The sequence below is a fragment of the Buttiauxella sp. 3AFRM03 genome, assembly GCF_003675305.1.
In the GTDB taxonomy this organism is placed as follows: Bacteria; Pseudomonadota; Gammaproteobacteria; order Enterobacterales; family Enterobacteriaceae; genus Buttiauxella; species Buttiauxella ferragutiae.
Genome location: NZ_CP033076.1, coordinates 3,027,936 through 3,052,090, shown reverse-complemented (window position 1 = coordinate 3,052,090; position 24,155 = coordinate 3,027,936). Strand labels below are relative to the sequence as shown.

The window sequence follows — 24,155 nt, the reverse complement described above, 5'->3', positions numbered from 1 at the left end:
TCGTTATTATTCATTCATGTATTAATAAATCACACCCTGCGTAGTCTTTTGAAATAGCGCAGATTGAATGAATAAATAACTGAACATTATGATGTGCAACTGAATAAAAAGAGGTATATGGGTGATCTACAAATCTATCGCCGATCGGCTACGCATCCAGCTAAATTCAGCTGATTACAACATTGGTAGCCCGCTACCTGCTGAAATTCGTCTGGCGGAGGAATTTGGCGTATCACGCATGACGATTCGTAAAGCTATCGATTTGTTGGTGAACTGGGGGCTGGTAGTGCGCCGGCACGGTAGCGGCACCTATGTCGTTAAGAAAGATGTGCATCAGGAAACGATGAATCTGACGGGGCTGGTGGAGGTCATGCGCGAGCAAGGCAGAGAGGTGGTCAGCGAAGTGCTGGAGTTTAACGTGATGCCCGCGCCACCCGCGATTGCCAGCCAACTGCGTATTAAAATTGATGAACAGATTTATTACTCACGCCGGGTGCGCTACGTAGACGGAAAGTCGCTCATGGTGGAAGACAGCTACATGCCGGTGAAACTGTTCCGCAATTTGTCCGTCGCCCATCTGGAAGGTTCAAAATTCAGTTATATCGAGGATGAATGCCACATCATTGTATGCGGTAACTACGAAAGCCTGACGCCCGTTCTGGCAGACAGGAAGATGGCAAAATTGCTCAATATCGACGAGCTAACACCAATTCTGCGCATCACATCGCTGTCATATAGCGACAGCGGCGAGTATGTGAATTACTCGGTGATGTTCCGTAACGCCAGCGAATACCAGGTGGATTACCATTTACGGCGGGTGCATTTACCCGCCTGATCGTGCATCACATCCAGAACAGCACCGCCAGAAGCTGCGGTGTGATAATGCGCAAGAACATCACCAACGGATAAACGGTGGCGTAAGAGAGTGCTGCAGCGCCACTGGTGGCATGTAAACCGTTAGCGAAAGCCAGCGCAGGCGGGTCGGTCATCGAACCGGCCAACATGCCGCACAGCGTAAGATAATTCATTTTGGCGAGCAATCTGGCGATGAGCGCCGTCACCAGCAACGGAATGCCGGTAATCAGAATGCCATAGCCAATCCAGCTGACACCGTCGCCATGCAGCAACGTCGTGACGAAATCCCCCCCTGATTTCAAGCCGACTACCGCAAGGAACAACACAATTCCCAGCTCGCGCAGCGCGAGGTTGGCACTCGGTGGCATAAACCAATACAACGTGCCGATACTGCCAATACGCCCAAGAATAATCGCCATGATGAGTGGCCCGCCCGCGAGACCCAGGCGCAGTGCGACAGGGAAGCCAGGAATGAATAGCGGGATAGAACCCAGCAGCACGCCAAGCCCAATGCCAATAAACACCGGCAGCATTTGTACTTGCTGGAGTTTTTGCTGCGCGTTGCCCACTTGTGCAGCCACCGCTTCTATTGATTCAGGACGACCAACCAAATTGAGGATATCGCCAAATTGCAGGCTGACATTGCTGCCAGCAACCAGCTCGATACCCGCGCGATTCAGGCGCGAAATCACCACGTCGTACTTCTGCTTTAGGTGCAGATCGCGGATTTTTTTGCCGAGGACTTTCTCGTTGGTCACCACCACGCGCTCCACTCGCAGGTCGGTCCCGTGCGTAGAAAGCGAGGTGTCCACTTGCGTACCGATAACCAGCAGTGCGGAGTGCAGATCCTTTTCCTGCCCAACCAGGTGCAATAAATCTCCGCTTTGAATCACTGTACCAGGCGCTGGCACCATCAGTAATTCACCGCGTTTCAGGCGCGAACAAATAATGGTGTCGCTGTTGAGGACCGGCACATCCTGAATAGGCAAGCCGTTAAGATTGGGGTTGGCGACACAGATATTCATGGTCTGGAGTTGAGCATGACTTTGCCCGGTACTGGTTTCAAAGTGCTGCGCTTCTTGATCGACATTGACGCGAAATATCATTCGAATCAGCCACATGGTCATCAGGATGCCGCAAATGCCGAACGGATACGCCATCGCGTAACTCATCCCCATTTTATCAACCAATTCCGCAGGGGTACCAAGGTCGGTCAGGATTTGCTGCCCCGCGCCCAGTGCAGGGGTATTGGTCACGGCACCCGAGAAAATACCTAACACCACGGGCAGCGGAACATCGAAGATTTTGTAGATGAGCGCAGTTACCAGCCCGCCGATCACCACAATAAGCAGCGCGAAGAGATTGAGCCGCAAGCCCGACACGCGCAAAGAAGAGAAGAACCCCGGCCCGACTTGAATCCCAATGGTGTAGACGAACAGGATCAGGCCAAACTCCTGGATAATATGGAGCATGTCACTATTCAGGTCTATCCCGACCTTATTAACAAAGTGGCCGACAATAATCCCGCCGAATAGCACACCGCCGATGCCAAATCCGATCCCGCGAATTTTGATGTTACCAATCCACAAGCCGATGACGGCGACCAATGCCAACATACTGACTGTTAACGCTATTCCACTCATCGAAGAATTCCCTGTGAATAACATCGTTGTTATCAGGGATTCTGGCAGAGAGACAGCGGCGTTACTGGGGTGCAGAGCACAAAAAAGGCCCCATAAAATGGGGCCTTGAACGCAGTTGATGCGATTAGCTATTTAACGCCGGGCGCTCACTGATAGCGATGCGTTTCGGTGCAACCTCTTCAGGAATTTCACGTACCAGATCGATGTGCAACAGACCGTTGGTAAATGTCGCACCGGATACTTTCATGTATTCCGCAAGGGTGAAGCTCAGGCTAAATGGCTGAGTCACCAACCCTTGATGCAGCCAGGTCGTTTCTTTCTCTGGTTTGACTGGCGTCCCTTTGACATTCAGACGCGTGCCTTCCAGTTCAATCTCAAGATCTTCCTGGCGGAAACCGGCTAATGCCAGGGTTATCCGATAGTGGTTATCATCGCCTTTCTCAATGTTGTAAGGCGGGAATGTCTGCCCTTCGCTGCTGGTTTGTAAGGCATTAGCCAGTTTGTCAAAACCGATCCATTGACGCAGCAGAGGTGATAAATCGTAGTTACGCATGAGTATTCTCCTTCTTTGAAGCGAGTTAAATCTTCGGCTCCCTGACGGCAAGCCTAAGTTTGGGTACAACTTTTGAGTTGGGCCGCACAATACGGCGACCCGCGAAATTAATTGATTTCGATACGGCGCGGTTTCATCGCTTCCGGAATCACACGTTCCAGGTCGATATACAGCAGGCCATTTACCAGGTTAGCACCACGGATGTGGATGTTTTCAGCTAACTGGAATTTACGTTCGAAGTTGCGCTCAGCAATCCCCTGATAGAGATAAGTGCGCTCTGGTTGTGCATCTGTATGCGCGCCTTTTACAACGAGCAGGTTATCCTGGGCAGTTATATCCAGTTCGCTTTCTGCAAAACCGGCAACAGCAATGGCAATGCGATAGTTGTTTTCGTCAACTAATTCAACATTGTATGGAGGATAGCCGCCGTTGCTCTGGCTTTGGTTGTTTTCCAGCAGATTAAACAGACGGTCAAAACCAATAGCAGAACGATAAAGCGGGGATAAATCGAAATTACGCATAAATTAACACTCCTGATTATCAGCGAGACTCTAATATTGCCTTCCATCATGGACAGGCTTAGGTTACTGAGTACCCTTACGGCGTACTCTTAACTGGCTACGTTAATTAAATCGGTCCTGTTTCACGCTTTTCAAGGGTGCATTGGGAAATTTTTTGCGCCTTCCGGTGTCTATACATAGACTGTGTGTGGAGTAAACAGGATTAATCTGCGATAGCTGCCGCAGAGTGGCAAACACATTATTTTTATTCTCAGCCTGGATGATATAACCCAGTGCAGCCAGGCCCCTGGAAGACGAAAATTTAACAGTGATGATGAAAACTAATATTCAGGCAATAATTCTGGGCAGCGGGATACTTACCGCCAGTGGATGCTCAAGTGTTATGACCCACACCGGTGGGCAAGAAGGGACTTATTCCGGGACACGAGCAAGTTACGCAATGCTGACCGACAGCAACACCAGTTGGGGCTACAAACCTTTTGTCGCACTCGATATGCCGTTTACGGCGGTGGCGGATACGGTGCTGATACCGTGGGATATGTACCGTACCGACAAATCGCTGAAATCAAAGGTAGAAGAGAGCGAAGATCAGAATTTGGCCACCAATTCGGTGATCCCGCCCGTTCAGTAATTACACGCCTGTTTCCGTCATAAATAACTGACGGAATCCAGCAACGTTCTGCATCCAGGCAATGTGTTTTCCCTCTGGCGAAAACACGACGGCATCCGCCGATGGTGCATCGCAGCCTGCCTGCGTCAGCGCCGTGATTGCTCCAGTGCTTACATCACACAAAACAATCTGATTGTTCTGCACAAAACCCACTATTTTCCCAGCCGGATGCCAGTTAAACGCCGACTGTATATCGTCTTTTCCCTGCGTAACCTGGCGTGGTTCACCGCCATTTGGCGAGAGCACATACATTTGCACCACACCCGAATCGTCACGCATCAAAAACGCCAGCAAACTGCCATCCGGGCTGCTGCGCACCCAATGACGGGGCTGAGTAGCTAAACCGGGATAACGGCGCTGCTGAGTAAAGGTGAGCCGCCGTTGCTGCACTTGCGCAGGCGGTGCGGGTAAGGTGGTTGGCGTTCCTTCGATAGGCTCAGCGCCAGCCTCGAAGTACGCCTCTTTGTTCTCGGGTAAATCGACGATAAACAGTTCGGGCACCTTGTTGCCGCTTTCTGAAAGCGTATCGCCGATAAACGCCAGCGCCCAGCGCTGCTGGCTGCCATCCGCTTTGCGATAGCCATGATGACCCACCCAACCTTCTTCATAAGCCCGGTTAATCTCGTCGCTTTCAGGCTGTGGCGTTGGTGTGGTGCGGCTGATCAGCACGCAATAGTGGCTGCCGTCATATTCACGGGGATGTTGTTTCGTGGGTTTCACCGGGCCGAAAGGCAGTGCGATGCCGACGTTACGCAAATCCTTCGCCGCATCATATTCATGCATGACATGGTCGTTATAAGTGAAGCTCAGGCGCGAGCCGTCAGGGCTCCAGACGTGAACATGGCTGCCGCCCCGTAGCGCACCGGGTGTAAACGGCGGAGTGATATCCATCGCATCAAGATTGCTTGCAGCACCATTTTCAACCACTACACCGCGGCGGTGATGAAAATCGTACTGCCAGTTTGCGTCCGGATTTTCCGGGCCGTGAATAAAAACATAACCTTCCGGACGTTGCGGATTCACCGTCACCACCCCGACATGCGCACCTTGTGAAGCTCGATACACGACCTCTACTTCACCCGTTTGGACATTTACGCGCTCAATGGTTTCACTGGTAAACGAGGCTCCCGAAGGGCGCACATCAAACACCAAATATTGGCTATCTGGCGTCCAGACGTTGGTATTGGTGAGCTGGTGATGACGAGGTGCAAAAGTGAGTTGTTTCATGTTGTTATCCAGGCGATGACGTCGAGGAAGCAGGAGTACAGCAAAACTTCACGCTGACTTCATATTCGTTTTCTACAGTACCGTTTATTCTCTCCCTGAGGCAAAGACAATGGAACATTTCGACGTAGCAATTATCGGGTTAGGGCCAGCAGGCTCGGCGCTGGCACGGCAATTAGCCGGGTCGAAGCGTGTGATTGCGCTGGATAAAAAACGCCAGCACGGCACTGATGGATTCACCAAACCCTGCGGTGGACTTCTGGCTCCGGATGCCCAACGTTCGTTTATTCGTGACGGTATAACCCTGCCAGTCGAGGTTATCGCCAACCCACAAATTTTTAGCGTCAAGACGGTAGATGTGGAGACATCACTCACTCGTAACTACCAGCGTAGCTATATCAACATCAATCGCCACGCATTTGATTTATGGATGAAATCGCTTATTCCTGATGACGTCGTGGTTCACCATGACAGTCTGTGCCAGAAAATCTGGCGTGAAGAAGGCAAATGGCAGGTGATTTTTCACAGCGATGGCCAAAAACAGCAGGTTACCGCTGATTATCTGGTCGGTGCCGACGGGGCTAATTCTCTGGTTCGTCGTCACCTGTATCCTGATCATCAGATTCGCAAATACGTCGCCATTCAGCAGTGGTTTGTAGAACAGCACCCCGCGCCGTTTTACTCATGTATTTTTGATAATGACGTAACGGATTGTTATTCCTGGAGTATCAGTAAAGACGGCTATTTTATCTTTGGTGGCGCATATCCAATGAAAGATGGACAGCAATGCTTTGAAAAACTGAAAGAAAAGATGGCAGCATTCCATTTCCGATTCGGAGAAAAGGTAAAAAGTGAAAAATGCACCGTACTCTTTCCTTCGCGATGGGCGGATTTTATTTGCGGGAAAAAAAATGCGTTTTTGATTGGCGAGGCGGCAGGCTTTATCAGCGCAAGTTCGCTGGAAGGTATTAGCTATGCGCTGCACAGTGCCGAGATCCTTAATTCAGTGCTGATGAAAACAACGGTCAATCCCAACGATGCGTACTGGCGCGCAACACGGAAACTACGCATTAAACTCTACAGCAAAATTATCAAAAGCCGATGCTTAACGGCTCCGGGGTTAAGCAAATTACTGATGCAGAGTAATGTCGCACATATCCCGCAGAATCGCATCACTGCGGTATGCAGGCCGGCAGAGCAGTAATGGTCCGGTAATGTCGGATGTCGCTGCGCTAATCCGACCTACAAAAATGATAAGTATCAGTTGGCTACCGGGGCTAAGAGATTACTGGACGTTCAATACAAACTTCTCAATCGCGTATGCAACGCCATCTTCAAGGTTAGATTTAGTGACGAAGTTACTGACTTCTTTCACCTTATCGATAGCATTTTCCATCGCAACCCCCATCCCGGCATATTCCAGCATCGCAATGTCATTCTCCTGGTCGCCCAGCGTCATCACTTCTTCTTGTTTGATACCGAGTGTTTCAGCCAGCGCTTTCACGCCAGTACCTTTGTTGACACGCTTATCGAGGATTTCGAGGAAGTATGGCGAGCTTTTCAGTAGCGTATAGCGCTCGTGGACCTCGGCTGGAATTTTAGCGATCGCTTTGTCGAGAATGGCTGGCTCATCGATCATCATCACTTTCAGATAGGCGCCGTTTTTATCCATATTTTCTGGCTCGCTGAACACCAGTGGGATATTAGCGATAAAGGATTCATGAACGGTGTAGTAGCTGATGTCGCGGTTGGCGGTGTACAGCGTGTACCGGTCCAGCGCGTGGAAGTGGGAACCGACATCACGAGAAAGCTGTTCCAAATAACGGTAATCGTCGTAGTTCAGCGCCGTTTGCGCCACGGTGCTGCCGTCGCTTGCTTTCTGAACCAGAGCGCCGTTGTAGGTGATGCAGTAATCGTTCGGCTTATCCATATGCAGTTCTTTGAGATAGCTCTCAACACCTGCAAAAGGGCGTCCGGTACACAAAACAACGTTAACACCACGTTCGCGCGCACTGGCGATAGCGGCTTTAACGGCTGGAGAAATGGTGTGGTCTGGCAGCAACAATGTGCCGTCCATATCAATAGCAATGAGTTTTATAGGCATAGGATTTTCTGAGGTAATGAGTTTATCTCATGCTAACGCGATTAAGCTCGCAAAAATAGCGCTACGTTTCGCGAGAAAAAGGTCCGTTTTAAACATAAGAAAACGCCACCCAGAACCGCAAATAAAAAGCGTGAGTGGCGTTTTTCAACTAGCTGAAGAATTTATCCTTCAACATGTGGAAGCCTTTGGTGAGCAAATCTTCATCGTGAGCGACTTCACCCGCTGGTGAAAGCGTATCGACTATTTTCGGGAACTGCTCTGCCAGCAGTTGTGACGCGCTTCCCACGTCAATCCCGAGTTTCTCGGCTAGTCCGCTAATTGCGGGCAGACCCAGCACCTCTTGTATTTGCTCAGGGCTAACGCTTTGATTATGCGCGCCGCTTAACCATGAAGTGACGACATCAGAAAAACCCTTTTCCCGAAACTGTTCAAGAATAGCCTGAATGCCGCCCTGTTCATTAATCCACGTAAGGATGACTTTGAATTTATCTGCATCGCCACCCCTCATCATGCCAGTAACTTGATCGAAAAAGCCCATGACCTTGTCCTCCTGCATGCACGAAGTGTGCAATAGAAGTGTAGTCAATCACGCGGGGTTAAGACGATTTTGCCGAATGCGCCGCGGTCGAGATGTGCCAGCGCTTGCGGCAATTCTTCAAAGCGATAACAGGTTTCGATGACCGGTTTGATGCGGTTTGCGTCAATGGCACGAATAAAATCTTCTAGCGCACGGCGATGCCCGACGCCAATGCCCTGAATGGTCGGGGATTTCAATAACAGTTCGCCTGCAGGGCCAGAGATCTCATAGCCATCAAGCACGCCAATCACTGAAATACGCCCATGCACCGCGACTGCGCGCAGGGAATTAGCCAGATTCGTGCCGCCAACAGTTTCAATAATATGGTCGATTCCATACTCATCAGTGAGTTCGTAGACGGTATCGACCCAATCACTTTGCAAACGGTTAATGCCGTAATCGGCACCTAACGCTTTGGCGCGAGCCAGTTTTTCGTCGCTACTCGAAGTAACAAATACTTTGGCGCCGTGGGTTTTGGCGATTTGCAGCGCAAACATCGAAACGCCGCCCGTTCCCTGCACCAGCACCGATTGCCCGGCGTGCAAACTGCCACGCTCCACCAGAGCAAACCAGGCGGTAAGCCCGGCGCAAGGTAGCGTACTGGCCTGAATATCATCAAGACTTGTCGGTGATGCCACCAGCCAGTTTTCGTTGATGACTACATATTCCGCGAGCATGCCCTGATAAACCCCGCCGAGCGTGCGATAAGGCGGAGTGCGTGCGGTGCCGTTGGGTTTTCCGTCAATCCAGTCGGGCGAAAACGTTGAGATAACGCGCGCACCAGGCTGAAAACGAGTCACGCCTTCACCGAGGCTTTCCACCACGCCCGCCATGTCTGACGCCGGGGTAAATGGGAAAGGAAGCGCCAGCGGCATCGTGCCATCAATGACAATTTTGTCGCGGTAATTGAGCGAAATAGCGTTAACCCGAACCAAAACCTCGCCAGGTCCAGGCTCAGGAATCGCTGCTGTAGAAAGTGTCAGGTTGTCACGCCCAACGGCGCTCATGGTCCAGCGCTGCATGGTTTTGCTGAGCGTTTGGCTCATTATTTTCTCCAGGAATTTGGCTTCATTCATCACCACTCAAAGTATATCGTTGGCCTACAATCACCAGTGGCGATAGATTTTCTCGGTATTGGTTCCTGAATGGATACAAATGATGAGTGAACAACTGAAGGGGATTTCTGTTTTTGTTACGGCAGTTGAGGCGGGGAGTTTTGCACTGGCGGCGCAGCGCCTGCATCTTTCACGTTCGGCGGTCGGTAAAACAGTTTCTCAACTAGAACAAAGACTCGGTGTGCGGCTTTTTCAGCGCACCACGCGAAGCGTAACGCTGACCGATGACGGCGCACTTTTCTATGAGCATTGTTTACGAGCGCTGGCAGAAATTAATACCGCTGAAACACTACTCGAAAATGGAAAACAGAGTGTCAGCGGGCGGTTACGGGTTTCAATGCCAGTGCTGTATGGGCGTATGTGTATTGCGCCACTGCTCGCAGAATTTGCCAGCCAGCATCCCAACCTGAGTATGGATTTGCTGTTTAGCGACAAGGTTTCTGACCTGGTTGAAGATGGATTAGATCTGGCGATTCGCAACGGAAAATTACCTGATAGCAGCGGCCTGGTCGCGCGGAAGATCGGTGAGCATCGCATGATGATCTGCGCGTCGCCTCGCTATTTGCTGCAACACGGTGAGCCGCAAACCATTGACGATTTATCGCATTATGAAGTGTTCAATTACATTAACGCTGGCGTGCCACATCGCTGGGTTATCAATGCCGATGGCGGCAAGAAAAGCGAGTTTATCCCCAAAGCACGTGTTCTGATGGATGATTTAGAAGCGATTGCGGATGCGGCGATTGCTGGATTGGGTATTGCGCTGCTGCCTTGCTGGCTGATTGAGGAAGAGTTACAGAATGGGAAACTGGTGAGGATACTGCGCGAAGACCTGGACAACGTTTATGAAAGCCATGCGGTGTGGCTCCAGACATCTCATCTACCGCTAAAAGTACGGCTGGCAGTAGATATGCTGGTGAGCAGATTGCCCACCAGCATTAACTAACTTAGATATCGATGTTCGCCGCTTTCAGGGCGTTTTCTTCGATAAATGCGCGACGTGGTTCAACCGCGTCACCCATCAGGGTGGTGAACAGCTGATCGGCAGCAATCGCGTCTTTTACGGTGACACGCAGCATACGACGGCTTTGCGGATCCATTGTGGTTTCCCACAGCTGATCCGGGTTCATTTCGCCCAAACCTTTGTAGCGCTGAATAGACAAGCCACGACGGGACTCTTTCACCAGCCATTCCAGCGCCTGCTCAAAGCTGGCAACTGGCTGACGGCGTTCGCCACGTTCGATAAACGCATCTTCTTCGATTAAGCCGCGCAGTTTCTCGCCCAGTGTGCAAATACGACGGTACTCGCCACCAACTATGAATTCTTGCTCCAGCGGGTAGTCGGTATCCACACCGTGAGTACGCACACGAATCACTGGCTCAAAGATATTCAGCTCGCGGTTGTGACGCACGATAGAATTCCAGGTGCTGCCGTGTTGCTCGTTTTCGTTCAGCGCGATGACCAGCTTAGAAACCCAGTCGTTCACTTTGCTTTCGTCAGTCAGGTCGGCATCGGCAAGCGTTGCATGATAAACCAGGTTATTCAGCAGGTTGCGCGGATAACGGCGTTCCATGCGGCCAATCATTTTCTGGCAAGCATTGAACTCGGACACCAGTTTTTCCAGAGCTTCACCGGCGATGGCTGGTGCGCTGGCATTGGTGTGCAGTGTTGCGCCATCCAGTGCGATAGAGATCTGATATTGATCCATCGCTTCATCATCTTTGATGTACTGCTCTTGCTTGCCTTTCTTCACTTTGTACAGCGGTGGCTGTGCGATATACACATGGCCGCGTTCAACGATTTCAGGCATTTGACGGTAGAAGAAGGTCAACAGCAGGGTACGAATGTGTGAGCCGTCGACGTCCGCATCCGTCATGATGATGATGCTGTGATAACGCAGTTTGTCCGGGTTGTATTCGTCACGGCCAATGCCGCAGCCCAGCGCCGTAATCAGCGTTGCGACTTCTTGAGAGGCGAGCATTTTGTCAAAGCGCGCTTTCTCAACGTTCAGAATTTTACCTTTCAGTGGCAGGATCGCCTGGTTCTTACGGTTACGCCCCTGTTTTGCAGAGCCGCCCGCAGAGTCCCCTTCCACAAGGTACAGTTCGGAGTGAGCCGGGTCGCGTTCCTGGCAATCAGCCAGTTTGCCTGGCAAACCAGCCAAATCCAGCGCGCCTTTACGACGAGTCATTTCACGTGCACGACGTGCTGCTTCACGAGCACGAGCCGCATCAATAATTTTGCCGACGACGATTTTCGCGTCAGACGGGTTTTCCAGCAGGTATTCAGACAGCAGTTCGTTCATCTGCTGCTCAACCGCGGTTTTCACTTCCGAAGAAACCAGTTTGTCTTTGGTCTGAGAAGAGAATTTAGGGTCCGGAACTTTTACGGAGACAACAGCAATCAGGCCTTCACGGGCATCGTCACCGGTGGCGCTCACTTTCGCTTTTTTGCTGTAGCCTTCTTTTTCCATATACGCATTCAGCGTACGTGTCATCGCCGAGCGGAAACCTGCCAGGTGAGTACCACCATCGCGCTGCGGGATGTTGTTGGTAAAGCAGTAGATGTTTTCCTGGAAACCATCGTTCCACTGCAACGCCACTTCTACGCCAATACCGTCTTTTTCAGTGCTGAAATAGAACACGGTTGGGTGAATTGGGGTTTTGTTTTTGTTGAGGTACTCAACGAATGCGCGGATACCACCTTCGTAGTGGAAGTGGTCCTGGCGGCCATCACGCTTATCAATCAGGCGGATAGAAACACCGGAGTTCAGGAATGACAGTTCACGCAGGCGTTTGGCCAGAATGTCGTATTCAAACTCAATCACGTTGGTGAAGGTTTCATGGCTTGGCCAGAAACGGACTTGCGTACCGGTGGCATCGGTATCACCCGTCGCCGCCAGCGGTGCCTGTGGCACGCCGTGAACGTAAGTTTGCTGGTGTACTTTGCCTTCGCGGCGAATCAGCAGTTCCAGTTTCTGGGACAGGGCGTTAACAACAGAAACACCTACGCCGTGCAGACCGCCAGAAACTTTATAGGAGTTGTCATCGAACTTACCGCCAGCGTGCAGCACGGTCATGATAACTTCGGCAGCAGATACGCCTTCTTCCGGGTGAATACCGGTAGGAATACCACGGCCATCATCGGTGACGGAGACAGAGTTATCAGCATGAATGGTGACAACGATGTCTTTACAGTGACCGGCAAGTGCTTCGTCGATAGCGTTATCTACGACCTCAAATACCATGTGGTGCAGACCGGTGCCGTCGTCCGTATCGCCGATATACATTCCCGGGCGCTTACGTACCGCATCCAGCCCTTTAAGGACTTTGATACTGGAGGAGTCATAAGAATTCGACATCAACGTTTCTCGCTCATTTATTCTTGGGTTAATCCGTTATTTTACCCTGATCCACGACGAACATCTTCGAATTTTTGTCCGCCATATCCATCACATGTTCTGCGCTAATTGCGCTAACAAAAACCTGTGATTCCGTCGCCTTTAGCCGGCTGGCTAATAGACCACGGCGTGCATCATCTAGTTCAGAGGCAAAATCATCTATCAGATACAGGCAACGCCGCCCGTTCTGTCGGGTGAGAAACTCACCCTGCGCCAGTCTTAAAGCGCACATCAGTAATTTAAGCTGCCCACGCGACAAGGTATCTTCGACCGGAGCACCGTCAGCACGGATCCTGAAATCAGCTTTGTGAGGGCCGTGAGCGGTGTAGGTCAGCATTCGATCGCGTTCGAAGTTGCGTTCCAGTAGCTCGCCGTAGTCACTCTCTTTTTCCCAGCCGCGCTGGAAGGAGAAACTAAGCGAGAACTCCGGCAGAAATTGCGCACAAGTATCAGCCATGTCATCGGCAATGGCTGCACTGTAGTCGGAACGCCAGCGGCTAATTTGCTCCGCTAGTGGGATAAGCTCTTGATCCCATGGCCGCAATTGCGCATAACGCGTTACTTGTCGCAACGCAGCGTTACGTTGCTTAAGCAGGCGTTTGAGATTGCTCCAGGCGACAAAAAATCCTGGTTCGTTGTGGAAACATCCCCAATCGAGGAAAGCTCTACGGTATTTCGGGCCGCCGTTGAGCAGTGTAAATCCTTCAGGGGTGATGAGTTGCATCGGCATCAACAGCGCAAGTTCAGCCACTTTGTGGCCGTCGCTGCCGTCAATACGCACTTTGCTGTCGCCCGCACGGTCTTTGGTCAGGCCAAGTGAGATTTCCCGCTCGCCATTTTGTAAACGACCATGCAGTACAAAGGATTCTGTTTCATGGCGGATAACGCGCTCAATCTTCAGACTGCGAAAAGCGCGACCGTGACCGAGGGTATAAATCGCCTCTAACACGCTGGTCTTGCCGCTTCCGTTGGCTCCCACCAGAAAATTAAAACCTGGAGCCAGAGCCAAATCAGCATTTTCGATATTACGAAAGTCTTTGATCAACAAACGCGACAGCGACATCTACAGTCTCATTGGCATGACTACGTAAGCCGCCGCTTGAGAGGCTGCATCTTCGATCTGCACACTAGAAACAGAGTCGGTCAGTAAAATGCGCACGTTCTCGCACTTCAGAGCGTTCAGAACATCGAGCACGTAACTGACGTTGAAACCAATTTCCATATCTGTGCCGTCGTAAGTGACGTCGAGAATTTCTTCGGCTTCTTCCTGTTCCGGGTTGTTAGCCGTGATTTTCAATTGATTTTGAATCACTTGCAGACGAACGCCACGGAATTTCTCGTTCGAGAGAATCGCCGCACGCGAAAATGCTTGCTTCAGCAAATCACAGCTGGCATCCAGGTGTTTGTCCGGATTCTTCGGCAATACGCGGCGATAATCCGGGAAACGGCCATCAACCAGCTTAGAAGTGAAGATAAAGTCACCGACATGAGCACGGATGTTGTTGCTGCCAATTTGTATGCGCAGTGGTGAATCACCGCCGTCCAGCATACGCATCAGTTCAATCACGCCTTTACGCGGCACGATCACCGAATGGTTTGGCAGAGACTGACCCACCGGCATAGAACACACCGCCAGGCGGTGACCATCGGTCGCCACGGTGCGCAGTTCTTCGCCTTCGGTTTCAAACAACATGCCGTTCAGATAATAACGAACGTCCTGATGAGCCATAGAAAACTGCGTGGCTTCAATCAGGCGTTTCATGGTCGCTTGTGGGAGCGTGAATTCTACTTCGCTCTGCCAGTCGTCGAGGTTCGGGAAATCTGCCGCCGGCAGCGTGGAGAGCGAGAAACGGCTACGCCCGGAGCGCACTAGCATGCGGTCGCCCTCAAGCTGTACAGCGATTTCCGCGCCTTCTGGCAAACCACGACAGATGTCGAAGAATTTACGCGCAGGCACTGTGGTGGCACCCGGCTCATGCGCTTGAACTAAAGCGACACGCGCCACCATCTCCATTTCCAGGTCAGTCCCTGTTAATGAGAGCGTTCCTTCCGCGACTTGCAACAGCAGGTTGCCGAGAATCGGTAACGTAGGACGGCCACCTAACGGGCCACTCACCTGTTGCAGCGGTTTTAATAAAGTTTCACGTTCAACGGTAAATTTCATAGCGTCACGAAGATAATGTTCTGATTAGGTTAGAGAAATCTTCTTTGATGTCGTGGCTTTCTTCACGCAACTGCTCAATCTTACGGCAGGCATGGAGAACCGTAGTATGGTCGCGGCCACCAAAGGCATCGCCGATTTCTGGCAAGCTATGGTTAGTCAGTTCCTTCGCCAGCGCCATCGCCATTTGACGTGGACGGGCAACCGAGCGGGAACGACGCTTGGACAACAGGTCAGCAATCTTTATTTTATAGTACTCAGCCACCGTCTTCTGAATATTGTCGATGGTGACGAGCTTCTCTTGCAGCGCAAGAAGATCACGCAGTGCTTCGCGCACGAAGTCGATGGTAATCGCCCGGCCAGTAAAGTTAGCGTTGGCGATAACACGGTTCAATGCCCCTTCCAGTTCACGCACATTCGAGCGTAAACGCTTGGCAATAAAGAAGGCCACTTCACCCGGCAGACGAATGTCATTCTCATCTGCTTTTTTCATCAGGATCGCAACTCGCGTTTCCAGCTCTGGTGGTTCGATGGCAACCGTTAACCCCCAACCGAAGCGCGATTTCAGACGATCTTCAACGCCGTTGATCTCTTTTGGATAACGATCCGAGGTCAGAATGATCTGTTGGTTACCTTCAAGCAGGGCATTAAAGGTGTGGAAGAATTCTTCCTGTGAGCGCTCTTTATTGGCAAAGAATTGAATATCATCTATTAGCAGCGCATCAACAGAACGGTAGTAACGTTTGAACTCTTCAATAGCGTTATTTTGTAGTGCTTTTACCATGTCCTGAACGAAACGTTCAGAGTGCATGTACACCACTTTTGCATTCGGTTTGCGCGCAATAATACCGTTGCCAACAGCATGCAAAAGGTGCGTTTTACCCAGGCCTGTGCCGCCATAAAGGAACAAAGGGTTATAAGCGCCACCGGGGTTATCTGCCACCTGGCGTGCCGCCGCGCGAGCCAGTTGGTTCGATTTACCTTCAACGAAGTTATCGAAAGTATGTTTTACGTTGACGTTGGAACGGTACAGTTGCTCAGCCGGGGCTGGAAGATTATCCCAACTCGGACGCATAGGTGCCGCAGGGCGAGCCATTTGCGCATGGGCAGGAGCAGTCGCTACTGCTTGCTGATTTAACGTCTGGCTGACCGGTTTGCTGCCCACTTCAAAACGTAATACGGGCGCATCTGTACCGCAAAAATCGTTAAGTAATCCATTGATATTATTGAGGTACTTATCTCGTACCCAGTCGAGAACAAAACGGTTTGGCGCATACAGGGCCAGCGTGTTATCGCTCAGTTCCGCCTGTAGGGGGCGTATCCACATACTGAATTCTGTGGCTGGTAACTCATCCTGCAATCGGGCAAGACACTGCTGCCAAAGCGAAAGTGACACGGCGGACTCCACTCGAACAAAGTCGATAAAATGACGAAGACTGAAAGTTTATATTCATGATTGTTGACACACGCCGACTCTTCCTCAACGGAACCCCGGTACGGGAAGCGTGCGAACCGCTATCTGCGGTTTACCCCAGGGTGAACGCTAAAGGATCACGATCGGGACCGCGGATCATAGCCTAAAGCGCGCCAGAGATCTTCTGTTTCTCACAGTTTCTTCCCGATTTATCCACAGGGCTGTTTTGTGGAGTCTAAGTGTAAACGATCCTGCCAAACGCGCAGCGCATATCATTCCTAAATAGGAAAATTTAATGACTAGCGCACAAAATCGTCTTAACTGATCTAAGGAAGATCCCTAACGATCCTTGCTCTTTAATGGGGACGCCGTATAATTCCCCACCCGTCGCGTGTCACCACGGCTTTATTTTGGACAGATCCTGGTCATTTTTAGGGTCAAAAAGCGAATTAAGGCACGGGAATTAAGGAAAGAGAATTGACTCCGGAGTGTACAATTATTACAATCCGGCCTCTTTAATCAGCCACACTGAGGCGTAAGTCTTTTGCAGTTTATGCAGGGCTCTTCGCTAACCCAGTGAAATTTATCCAAGTTTAGGTAGAAATCGCCATGAAACGCACTTTTCAACCGTCCGTACTGAAGCGTAACCGTTCACACGGTTTCCGTGCTCGTATGGCAACTAAAAATGGTCGTCAGGTTTTGGCACGTCGTCGTGCTAAAGGCCGTTCCCGTCTGACCGTTTCTAAGTAATAAAAGCTAACCCCTGAGTGGTTAAGCTCGCATTTCCCAGGGAGTTACGCTTGTTAACTCCCACTCATTTCACTTTCGTCTTCCAGCAGCCTCAACGGGCTGGCACGCCGCAAATCACCATCCTCGGCCGCCTAAATTCGCTGGGGCATCCCCGCATCGGTCTAACAGTCGCTAAGAAAAACGTTAAACGCGCACACGAACGCAATCGGATTAAACGTCTGACGCGTGAGAGTTTCCGTTTGCGTCAGCATGAACTTCCTCCTATGGATTTCGTGGTAGTGGCTAAGAAAGGGGTTGCCGACCTGGATAACCGGGCTTTATCGGAAGCATTGGAAAAGTTATGGCGCCGTCACTGTCGCCTGTCTCCCGGCTCCTGATAGGCCTGATTAAGGTCTATCAGCGCCTGATAAGTCCGCTTCTCGGGCCGCATTGCCGTTTCACTCCTACCTGTTCTCACTACGGAATTGAGGCATTGCGCAGGTTTGGGGTGTTAAAAGGCAGTTGGTTGACAGTGAAACGCGTATTAAAATGCCACCCTTTGAACCCCGGTGGAGACGATCCCGTCCCACCTGGACCTTTTGATACCAGAGAACACTAACGATGGATTCGCAACGCAATCTCTTTCTCATCGCTTTGTTGTTCGTGTCTTTCATGATCTGGCAAGCCTGGGAGCAGGATAACGCTCCAAAACCACAGGTGCAGCAGACCACGCAGACTACGACCACCGCAGCAGGTAACGCCGCAAGCCAGGGTGTGCCGACCAGTGGCCAGGGAAAAATCATCACGGTTAAAACTGACGTCCTTGAGCTTTCCATCAACACCCGTGGTGGTGATGTTGAGCAGGCGCTGTTGCTGACCTACCCGAAAGAGCTCAAATCTAATGAGCCGTTCCAGTTACTGGAAACCACGCCAGAGTTTGTCTACCAGGCACAAAGTGGCCTGACGGGTCGTGATGGCCCAGATAACCCGGCTAACGGTGATCGCCCACTGTATAACGTTGAAAGCGACAGCTTCGTACTGCCAGAAGGCCAGAACGAACTTGTTATTCCAATGACTTATACTGATGCAGCGGGCAACGTCTTCACGAAATCCTTCACCCTGAAACGCGGCGAGTTCGCGGTAAGCGTGGATTACAATGTGAAGAACGCCGGTGAGAAACCGCTGGAACTGGCTACTTTTGGTCAGTTGAAGCAGTCCATCAATCTACCGTCACACCGCGATACTGGAAGCAACAACTTTGCGTTGCACACCTTCCGTGGCGCTGCATATTCCACTCCTGATGCGAAATACGAAAAATATAAATTCGACACCATCGCTGACGGGGAAAACCTGAACGTTAATGCCAACAACGGTTGGGTGGCGATGTTGCAGCAGTATTTCGCAACAGCGTGGGTTCCGCGTAATCAGGGTACTAACAACTTCTATACCACCAAACTGAGCAATGATGTGGCGGCGATTGGTTATAAATCCGCGCCACAACTGGTTCAACCTGGTCAAACCGCTCAACTGGGTAGTACCCTGTGGGTTGGCCCGGAAATTCAGGACAAAATGGCAGCCGTTGCGCCGCACCTTGACCTGACTGTGGATTATGGCTGGTTGTGGTTTATTTCTCAGCCGCTGTTCAAGCTGTTGAAATTCCTGCACGGCTTTATCGGTAACTGGGGCTTCTCCATTATCGTTATCACCTTCATCGTTCGTGGCATCATGTACCCGCTGACTAAAGCGCAGTACACCTCCATGGCGAAAATGCGTATGTTGCAGCCGAAACTGGCAGCCATGCGTGAACGTATTGGTGACGATAAGCAGCGCCAGAGCCAGGAAATGATGGCCCTGTATAAAGCTGAGAAAGTTAACCCGCTGGGTGGTTGTCTCCCGCTGGTTATCCAGATGCCAATCTTCCTGGCGTTGTACTACATGCTGATGGGTTCTGTGGAACTGCGCCATGCGCCGTTCGCACTGTGGATTCATGACTTGTCTGCACAAGACCCGTACTACATCCTGCCGATCCTGATGGGCTTGACGATGTTCTTCATTCAGAAGATGTCGCCGACCACAGTGACCGACCCGATGCAGCAGAAGATCATGACCTTTATGCCGGTCATCTTCACGGTGTTCTTCCTGTGGTTCCCGTCAGGTCTGGTACTGTACTATATCGTCAGTAACACAGTGACCATCATCCAGCAGCAGCTGATTTATCGCGGTCTTGAGAAACGTGGCTTACACAGCCGCGATAAGAAAAAGACCTGATAAAAATTAGCGAGAAGCTTACGAAAGGCGGTCAATAGACCGCCTTTTTCTTTTGTAGGGTGGATAAGCGAAGCGCCATCCACCAATCAATCACGAAGGGATAGTAATGAGCCATAACGAGACAATCGTTGCCCAGGCGACACCGCCGGGACGTGGTGGGGTCGGTATCCTGCGCGTCTCAGGCCTTCAGGCACGTGAAGTAGCACAAGCCATTCTGGGCAAATTACCGAAACCACGTTACGCCGATTATCTGCCATTCCGTGATACTGACGGCAGCGTTCTCGATCAAGGTATCGCGTTGTGGTTCCCTGGCCCGAATTCCTTCACGGGTGAAGATGTGCTGGAACTTCAGGGGCACGGTGGCCCAGTTATCCTGGATTTACTGTTAAAGCGCATCCTGGCGCTCCCAGGCGTGCGTATCGCAAGGCCTGGTGAGTTCTCCGAACGTGCATTTCTGAACGACAAGCTGGATTTGGCTCAGGCCGAAGCCATCGCTGACCTGATTGATGCCAGTTCCGAACAAGCCGCGCGTTCAGCATTAAATTCTCTGCAAGGTGCTTTCTCCGCACGCGTAAACCATTTAGTTGAAGCGCTGACACATTTGCGTATTTACGTGGAAGCAGCGATTGATTTTCCGGATGAAGAAATCGACTTTCTGTCTGACGGCAAAATTGAAGCCCAGCTGAACCAGGTGATTGGCGATCTGGATGCGGTGCGCGCCGAAGCACGCCAGGGCAGTTTGCTGCGTGAAGGCATGAAAGTGGTGATTGCAGGGCGTCCAAATGCCGGAAAATCGAGCCTGTTGAATGCTCTGGCTGGCCGCGAAGCAGCGATTGTGACGGATATTGCCGGAACCACCCGTGACGTATTACGCGAACATATTCATATCGACGGCATGCCACTGCATATCATCGATACCGCAGGGCTGCGCGAAGCGAACGACGAAGTTGAGCGTATCGGTATCGAACGTGCGTGGAATGAGATTGAACAAGCTGACCGTGTGCTGTTTATGGTTGACGGAACCACGACCTCTGCCACTGACCCTGCTGAAATCTGGCCAGACTTTATTGCGCGCTTACCGGCACGTTTACCGATTACCGTAGTGCGTAATAAAGCTGATGTCACCGGCGAAACGCTGGGTCTGAGCGATGTGAATGGTCACTCACTTGTACGCTTGTCTGCGCGTACCGGTGAAGGTGTAGATGTGCTGCGCGATCATCTAAAACAGAGCATGGGCTTTGAAACCAATATGGAAGGCGGCTTCCTGGCGCGTCGTCGCCACTTGCAGGCGCTGGAACAGGCAGCAACCCATCTGCAACAAGGCAAAGCGCAGTTGCTGGGCGCATGGGCCGGGGAATTGCTGGCTGAAGAACTGCGACTTTCTCAGCAAAGCCTGAGCGAAATCACCGGCGAATTTACCTCTGATGATTTGCTTGGACGCATTTTCTCCAGCTTCTGTATCGGTAAATAAACTAAAAAAGTAAGCGTGTGCTCACTTTTTACTCATCCCGCAATGCGCCTGATTTAGCAGGATAAGTGTTGCGGGATTTTTTTACCGTTTCGTCTGTACTTTAAAAACCTAAGTATTCATAGGGTTGATCAATTGATGTTTTTTTACACGCTCATCCCCGTGCGTTTCGTTGCTAAAAAATCTACAATTGAATGAAAAGTAGATTGCCCATTATCAAGGAGAGAAAAATGGCAACGCATTTCGCAAGATGGACGATCAATCCCAAATTCCCCTTTTCGAGCCGGCTGAATGAAGAATGCCTCGCCTTCGCTCAACAAATGCCGGAACATCGCCGTTCACGATTCTTAGCCTCACGTAGCCTGCTGGCTGAACTCCTTCATATGCTGTATGGCATTCAACAACTGCCCAAGATTGTCACCACTGCCGCCGGGCGCCCGCATTTTGCTGACTCGTCGTTGATGGACTTCAGCATTGCTTATGCCGGAAACAAAGTCGGTGTGTTGGTCACCACCGAAGGCCGTTGCGGACTCGATTTCGAAATTAATCAGTCGTTCGGCAATCTTCCTTCTGTTGCTTCAGCTTCCATTTTCCGCAGCAATGAGTCTATCTGGATAAACACTCAAAAAAACCCAAGTGAGGCCAGAGCACAGTTACGCACACTGCATCAAAGTGCTTTTAAATTGACCGGTCGTGAAGAAAGCTGGCAGCTTCTGCCTGGTGCGGGTCGGATTCGCACAAATGATCAATCAGAAATTGAAGCGATCAGCGATGTGGAAGGCCTGTTAATCTGGGGATGCGTAGTGTCGCCCGCCATAGAAAAATTGAGTTTGTGGGAGTTTGAAAGCCCGCAAAGCTGGCATAGTCTGTGGGATGTCAAATCACGTTATCGCGATCCTAACGGCAGCATAATTCGCTTAACCAGTATGTCGTCAGAAAAAGCGTTATATCAAAACTGATCTTTCCTGAACGTCCTGACAAAAAGAGGTATTCATGTCCGACACGTTAAAGATAGTCACGTTATTAGGTAGCCTGCGCCATGGCTCATTCAACGCGATGGTCGCCCGCACTTTGCCTGGCATCGCCCCAGCGGGGATGAGCATTGAGGCATTGCCGTCGATCAAAGACATTCCATTGTATGACGCCGATATACAGCAAGAAGAGGGGTTCCCGGCAACGGTTGAAGCGATTGCTGAGCAAATCCGCACCGCAGATGGCGTTGTGATTGTCACGCCAGAATATAACTATTCGGTGCCAGGTGGCCTGAAGAACGCCATCGACTGGCTGTCACGTTTACCGGAACAGCCACTGGCTGGCAAACCAGTGCTGATTCAGACCTGTTCCATGGGCGCGATTGGTGGCGCACGCTGCCAGTACCATCTGCGCCAGATTCTGGTGTTCCTCGACGCGATGGTGATGAACAAGCCTGAATTTATGGGCGGCGTGATTCAAAACAAAGTGGATGTGCAAACTGGCGAAGTGGTTGATCAAAGCACGCTCGATCATTTGGCCGGGCAGCTGACGGCATTTGGTAATTATATTCAGCGAGTTAAAAACTAATTAGCTAAAGCGCGCCACATCGTTTCGAAGCCTAAAGCCTTAAAATCGCCAGCACGTTCCGGTTCACGGCTGGCGAATTCCATGGTCGTTTCTGCCAGCGAAGAAAAAATCGCATCACTAAACGCGCGATACGGGCCGCACTGAAAAGCCTTCAGTATCGATTGCGAACAGATCTCATGTAATTCCGGGAATAACTCCGCCACTTTTTGCTTCGTGTCATCATCAATCTTATCGCTCACCGACAGCTGACGAATCGCCCGATGCGCTTCAGGGTGACCAATCGCCCAGTCGATGTAGCTGTTCCAGATATAGCGGGTATATTCTTTCGGGTCTTTCAGTGTGCGGTCGAGATTCGCCTGCATGGAAATAAGTAAGCTTTGTTTCAAATACAGGTACAGCTCGTTTATCAAATCGTCCTTAGTGGCAAAATAACGAAATAGAGTACCTTCCGCGACGCCTGCGCCACGGGCAATTTGCGCAGTTGATGCCGCAATCCCCGACTGGCCGATGGCGATGGTTGCTGCATCCAGTAACGCTAATTTTTTATCTTCACTCTTCGGACGAGCCACAACGTTTTACCCCATATTTTAAAAACCAAATTGAATCACGCCAACTTCGCCACTGCAACGTTCAATGTCAGCGTTTGAAAAGCATCTTGACGGTCGTCACTCCTTATCTATAATGAGTGCTTACTCACTCATTATCAAGTTTACAGCTTCGTGCCAATGGATGGAACGATTTGTGCAGGCCAGGAAATGAAACGATTCTCCATATGCGCGGTAATAATTATGTTGATTGCAACAGCAGCCAGTTTGCCTTTTGTTCTGAATGCCGGGTTTGGCCAGGCTCCGCAAGGAGAAGGTCTAAGTTTAGTCGAACGCTCTGCAAATTACGTTGATGGACAATTTCGCAACCAGATCCCAACGCTTGGCTATACCGGGCAGAAAAGTAAGCTTGCGGCATGGTGGGGATTTTTAACCGCGAAGCGGGAAAATTCTCGCCCTCAACAACCTCTACCGCTAGTGAAAACTTCACTGGCTAATCTGCCGCTGGAACAAGATACGATGGTCTGGCTCGGGCACTCCTCCTGGTACATCCAGCTGGCCGGCAAACGCATTCTTATCGATCCCGTTTTCAGCAGTTACGCCGCCCCGTTTTCATTTCTCAATAAAGCCTTCCCTGGGGATTACCCGTGGACGGCTGAGTCGATGCCTGAAATCGATCTGCTGATTATCTCCCACGACCATTACGATCATCTGGATTACGCCACCATCAAAGCACTGAAGCCAAAAATCCGCCAGGTGATTACGCCATTGGGCGTTGGTTCGCATCTGCGTTACTGGGGCATAAATAGCGACATCATTCATGAAAAAGACTGGAACCAGACGGTAAAAATCTCGAACGACCTGACGGTGCATGTGTTACCCGCCCGGCATTTCTCTGGCCGCAGTCTGAAGAGCAACCAGACGTTATGGGCGAGTTTTATGTTCGTGACCAATGACAACAAAGTCTATTACAGCGGTGATACCGGCTACGGGCCACACTTCAAAGCTATCGGTGAACAGTTCGGTTCGATCGATTTAGCCATTATGGAAAACGGCCAATATGACAAGGACTGGAGCAATATTCATATGATGCCGCAAGAAACTGCACAAGCCGCAGTAGACCTCAAAACTCGCGCCATACTTCCGGGCCATGCAGGCCGTTTTGTACTGGCAAATCATACGTGGGATGCGCCTTACAAAAGCCTCGCTGAAGCCAGTATCGGGAAAAATTATCGCCTGTTAACACCAAAGCAGGGTGAGCCTGTGCGGGTAAATGATAACGCACAACAATTTAGCGCCTGGTGGGAATCTGCCAGCGCAATGTAAGCGAACCACGCAGGGGGATGT

At 50.9% G+C, this 24,155-nt stretch carries 24 protein-coding genes; 12 read left to right on the top strand and 12 right to left on the bottom strand.

What is annotated here, in order from left to right:
- Positions 1-121 precede the first annotated feature (121 nt).
- Entirely contained in the window at positions 122-835 is a 714-nt protein-coding gene (locus D8682_RS15730) for a GntR family transcriptional regulator (RefSeq protein WP_121814659.1), read from the top strand.
- A gap of 7 nt (positions 836-842) precedes the next feature.
- On the opposite strand, the gene D8682_RS15725 is transcribed toward D8682_RS15730, so the two are convergent.
- The 3 genes from D8682_RS15725 to ibpA all read right to left on the bottom strand — a co-directional run bounded on the left by D8682_RS15725 (position 843) and on the right by ibpA (position 3,572).
- Positions 843-2,498, bottom strand: coding sequence for a putative transporter (locus D8682_RS15725; protein ID WP_064542090.1), 1,656 nt, complete (start codon positions 2,496-2,498; stop codon positions 843-845).
- Between the two features lie 124 nt (positions 2,499-2,622).
- Entirely contained in the window at positions 2,623-3,051 is a 429-nt protein-coding gene (gene ibpB, locus D8682_RS15720) for a small heat shock chaperone IbpB (RefSeq protein ID WP_064542087.1), read from the bottom strand.
- Between the two features lie 107 nt (positions 3,052-3,158).
- A complete protein-coding gene (gene ibpA / locus D8682_RS15715; RefSeq protein ID WP_064542084.1) occupies positions 3,159-3,572 on the bottom strand; it encodes a small heat shock chaperone IbpA in 414 nt (137 codons plus the stop codon).
- Positions 3,573-3,882: 310 nt separating this feature from the next.
- Between ibpA and D8682_RS15710 the strand changes: the two genes are divergently transcribed.
- On the top strand, positions 3,883-4,203 hold the full coding sequence (locus tag D8682_RS15710; protein WP_121814658.1) for a YceK/YidQ family lipoprotein: 321 nt from the start codon (positions 3,883-3,885) through the stop codon (positions 4,201-4,203).
- Here the strand turns inward: D8682_RS15710 and D8682_RS15705 are convergent, their stop codons facing one another.
- Entirely contained in the window at positions 4,204-5,469 is a 1,266-nt protein-coding gene (locus tag D8682_RS15705; RefSeq protein WP_121814657.1) for a DUF3748 domain-containing protein, read from the bottom strand.
- Positions 5,470-5,578: 109 nt separating this feature from the next.
- Here D8682_RS15705 and D8682_RS15700 point away from each other — a divergent pair, with 109 nt between their 5' ends.
- Positions 5,579-6,670, top strand: a complete 1,092-nt coding sequence (locus D8682_RS15700; protein WP_121814656.1) for an FAD-binding protein — start codon at positions 5,579-5,581, stop codon at positions 6,668-6,670.
- Between the two features lie 81 nt (positions 6,671-6,751).
- Here D8682_RS15700 and yidA read toward each other — a convergent pair whose 3' ends face one another.
- From yidA to D8682_RS15685, 3 genes are all read right to left on the bottom strand, one after another.
- The gene (gene yidA / locus D8682_RS15695; RefSeq protein ID WP_121814655.1) at positions 6,752-7,570 is read right to left on the bottom strand and encodes a sugar-phosphatase; all 819 of its coding nucleotides are present in this window, start codon (positions 7,568-7,570) and stop codon (positions 6,752-6,754) included.
- Positions 7,571-7,718: 148 nt separating this feature from the next.
- Complete coding sequence (locus D8682_RS15690; protein WP_121814654.1) at positions 7,719-8,108, bottom strand: YidB family protein; 390 nt, start codon at positions 8,106-8,108, stop codon at positions 7,719-7,721.
- Positions 8,109-8,152: 44 nt separating this feature from the next.
- Positions 8,153-9,193 (bottom strand): NAD(P)-dependent alcohol dehydrogenase, encoded by a 1,041-nt coding sequence (locus D8682_RS15685; RefSeq protein ID WP_121814653.1) that lies wholly within the window; start codon positions 9,191-9,193, stop codon positions 8,153-8,155.
- 112 nt (positions 9,194-9,305) lie between these two features.
- Between D8682_RS15685 and D8682_RS15680 the strand changes: the two genes are divergently transcribed.
- Complete coding sequence (locus D8682_RS15680) at positions 9,306-10,208, top strand: LysR substrate-binding domain-containing protein (RefSeq protein WP_121814652.1); 903 nt, start codon at positions 9,306-9,308, stop codon at positions 10,206-10,208.
- A 1-nt stretch (position 10,209) separates the two neighbouring features.
- Here D8682_RS15680 and gyrB read toward each other — a convergent pair whose 3' ends face one another.
- From gyrB to dnaA, 4 genes are read right to left on the bottom strand one after another with little or no spacing between them, the layout of a single operon-like run.
- A complete protein-coding gene (gene gyrB, locus D8682_RS15675; protein ID WP_064542061.1) occupies positions 10,210-12,624 on the bottom strand; it encodes a DNA topoisomerase (ATP-hydrolyzing) subunit B in 2,415 nt (804 codons plus the stop codon).
- 28 nt (positions 12,625-12,652) lie between these two features.
- Positions 12,653-13,726, bottom strand: a complete 1,074-nt coding sequence (gene recF / locus D8682_RS15670; RefSeq protein ID WP_121814651.1) for a DNA replication/repair protein RecF — start codon at positions 13,724-13,726, stop codon at positions 12,653-12,655.
- Positions 13,727-14,827 carry a DNA polymerase III subunit beta gene (dnaN, locus tag D8682_RS15665; RefSeq protein WP_064542055.1) on the bottom strand — a complete coding sequence of 367 codons (1,101 nt, stop codon included), beginning with the start codon at positions 14,825-14,827 and terminating at the stop codon, positions 13,727-13,729.
- 4 nt (positions 14,828-14,831) lie between these two features.
- Positions 14,832-16,220, bottom strand: a complete 1,389-nt coding sequence (gene dnaA, locus D8682_RS15660; RefSeq protein WP_064542053.1) for a chromosomal replication initiator protein DnaA — start codon at positions 16,218-16,220, stop codon at positions 14,832-14,834.
- A 627-nt stretch (positions 16,221-16,847) separates the two neighbouring features.
- On the opposite strand from dnaA, the gene rpmH reads away from it, so the two are divergent.
- The 7 genes from rpmH to D8682_RS15625 all read left to right on the top strand — a co-directional run bounded on the left by rpmH (position 16,848) and on the right by D8682_RS15625 (position 22,263).
- Entirely contained in the window at positions 16,848-16,988 is a 141-nt protein-coding gene (gene rpmH, locus D8682_RS15655; protein WP_003849659.1) for a 50S ribosomal protein L34, read from the top strand.
- Between the two features lie 17 nt (positions 16,989-17,005).
- Entirely contained in the window at positions 17,006-17,365 is a 360-nt protein-coding gene (rnpA, locus tag D8682_RS15650; protein ID WP_034499799.1) for a ribonuclease P protein component, read from the top strand.
- Complete coding sequence (yidD, locus tag D8682_RS15645; RefSeq protein ID WP_074388504.1) at positions 17,329-17,586, top strand: membrane protein insertion efficiency factor YidD; 258 nt, start codon at positions 17,329-17,331, stop codon at positions 17,584-17,586. The genes rnpA and yidD overlap by 37 nt, the downstream gene beginning before the upstream one ends.
- A gap of 2 nt (positions 17,587-17,588) precedes the next feature.
- Positions 17,589-19,235, top strand: coding sequence for a membrane protein insertase YidC (yidC, locus tag D8682_RS15640; protein ID WP_064542050.1), 1,647 nt, complete (start codon positions 17,589-17,591; stop codon positions 19,233-19,235).
- 106 nt (positions 19,236-19,341) lie between these two features.
- The gene (gene mnmE / locus D8682_RS15635; protein ID WP_121814650.1) at positions 19,342-20,706 is read left to right on the top strand and encodes a tRNA uridine-5-carboxymethylaminomethyl(34) synthesis GTPase MnmE; all 1,365 of its coding nucleotides are present in this window, start codon (positions 19,342-19,344) and stop codon (positions 20,704-20,706) included.
- A 227-nt stretch (positions 20,707-20,933) separates the two neighbouring features.
- Positions 20,934-21,662, top strand: a complete 729-nt coding sequence (locus tag D8682_RS15630; protein ID WP_064542045.1) for a 4'-phosphopantetheinyl transferase superfamily protein — start codon at positions 20,934-20,936, stop codon at positions 21,660-21,662.
- A gap of 34 nt (positions 21,663-21,696) precedes the next feature.
- The gene (locus D8682_RS15625; RefSeq protein ID WP_121814649.1) at positions 21,697-22,263 is read left to right on the top strand and encodes an NADPH-dependent FMN reductase; all 567 of its coding nucleotides are present in this window, start codon (positions 21,697-21,699) and stop codon (positions 22,261-22,263) included.
- Here the strand turns inward: D8682_RS15625 and D8682_RS15620 are convergent.
- Complete coding sequence (locus tag D8682_RS15620) at positions 22,260-22,832, bottom strand: TetR/AcrR family transcriptional regulator (RefSeq protein ID WP_121814648.1); 573 nt, start codon at positions 22,830-22,832, stop codon at positions 22,260-22,262. The two genes, D8682_RS15625 and D8682_RS15620, sit on opposite strands and share 4 nt — an antisense overlap.
- A gap of 186 nt (positions 22,833-23,018) precedes the next feature.
- On the opposite strand from D8682_RS15620, the gene D8682_RS15615 reads away from it, so the two are divergent.
- Positions 23,019-24,134 (top strand): MBL fold metallo-hydrolase, encoded by a 1,116-nt coding sequence (locus D8682_RS15615; protein WP_121814647.1) that lies wholly within the window; start codon positions 23,019-23,021, stop codon positions 24,132-24,134.
- The last annotated feature ends 21 nt before the right edge of the window (positions 24,135-24,155 follow it).

Bases quoted from the DNA above. Each gene is read 5' to 3' on its own strand.
- dnaN (WP_064542055.1), bottom strand. From the start codon at position 14,827: ATGAAATTTACCGTTGAACGTGAAACTTTATTAAAACCGCTGCAACAG.
- recF (WP_121814651.1), bottom strand. From the start codon at position 13,726: ATGTCGCTGTCGCGTTTGTTGATCAAAGACTTTCGTAATATCGAAAAT.
- D8682_RS15710 (WP_121814658.1), top strand. From the start codon at position 3,883: ATGATGAAAACTAATATTCAGGCAATAATTCTGGGCAGCGGGATACTT.
- rpmH (WP_003849659.1), top strand. From the start codon at position 16,848: ATGAAACGCACTTTTCAACCGTCCGTACTGAAGCGTAACCGTTCACAC.
- D8682_RS15685 (WP_121814653.1), bottom strand. From the start codon at position 9,193: ATGAGCCAAACGCTCAGCAAAACCATGCAGCGCTGGACCATGAGCGCC.
- D8682_RS15705 (WP_121814657.1), bottom strand. From the start codon at position 5,469: ATGAAACAACTCACTTTTGCACCTCGTCATCACCAGCTCACCAATACC.
- mnmE (WP_121814650.1), top strand. From the start codon at position 19,342: ATGAGCCATAACGAGACAATCGTTGCCCAGGCGACACCGCCGGGACGT.
- yidC (WP_064542050.1), top strand. From the start codon at position 17,589: ATGGATTCGCAACGCAATCTCTTTCTCATCGCTTTGTTGTTCGTGTCT.
- D8682_RS15630 (WP_064542045.1), top strand. From the start codon at position 20,934: ATGGCAACGCATTTCGCAAGATGGACGATCAATCCCAAATTCCCCTTT.
- yidD (WP_074388504.1), top strand. From the start codon at position 17,329: ATGGCGCCGTCACTGTCGCCTGTCTCCCGGCTCCTGATAGGCCTGATT.
- D8682_RS15700 (WP_121814656.1), top strand. From the start codon at position 5,579: ATGGAACATTTCGACGTAGCAATTATCGGGTTAGGGCCAGCAGGCTCG.
- yidA (WP_121814655.1), bottom strand. From the start codon at position 7,570: ATGCCTATAAAACTCATTGCTATTGATATGGACGGCACATTGTTGCTG.
- D8682_RS15690 (WP_121814654.1), bottom strand. From the start codon at position 8,108: ATGGGCTTTTTCGATCAAGTTACTGGCATGATGAGGGGTGGCGATGCA.
- D8682_RS15725 (WP_064542090.1), bottom strand. From the start codon at position 2,498: ATGAGTGGAATAGCGTTAACAGTCAGTATGTTGGCATTGGTCGCCGTC.
- gyrB (WP_064542061.1), bottom strand. From the start codon at position 12,624: ATGTCGAATTCTTATGACTCCTCCAGTATCAAAGTCCTTAAAGGGCTG.
- D8682_RS15615 (WP_121814647.1), top strand. From the start codon at position 23,019: ATGAAACGATTCTCCATATGCGCGGTAATAATTATGTTGATTGCAACA.
- D8682_RS15625 (WP_121814649.1), top strand. From the start codon at position 21,697: ATGTCCGACACGTTAAAGATAGTCACGTTATTAGGTAGCCTGCGCCAT.
- D8682_RS15680 (WP_121814652.1), top strand. From the start codon at position 9,306: ATGAGTGAACAACTGAAGGGGATTTCTGTTTTTGTTACGGCAGTTGAG.
- ibpA (WP_064542084.1), bottom strand. From the start codon at position 3,572: ATGCGTAATTTCGATTTATCCCCGCTTTATCGTTCTGCTATTGGTTTT.
- ibpB (WP_064542087.1), bottom strand. From the start codon at position 3,051: ATGCGTAACTACGATTTATCACCTCTGCTGCGTCAATGGATCGGTTTT.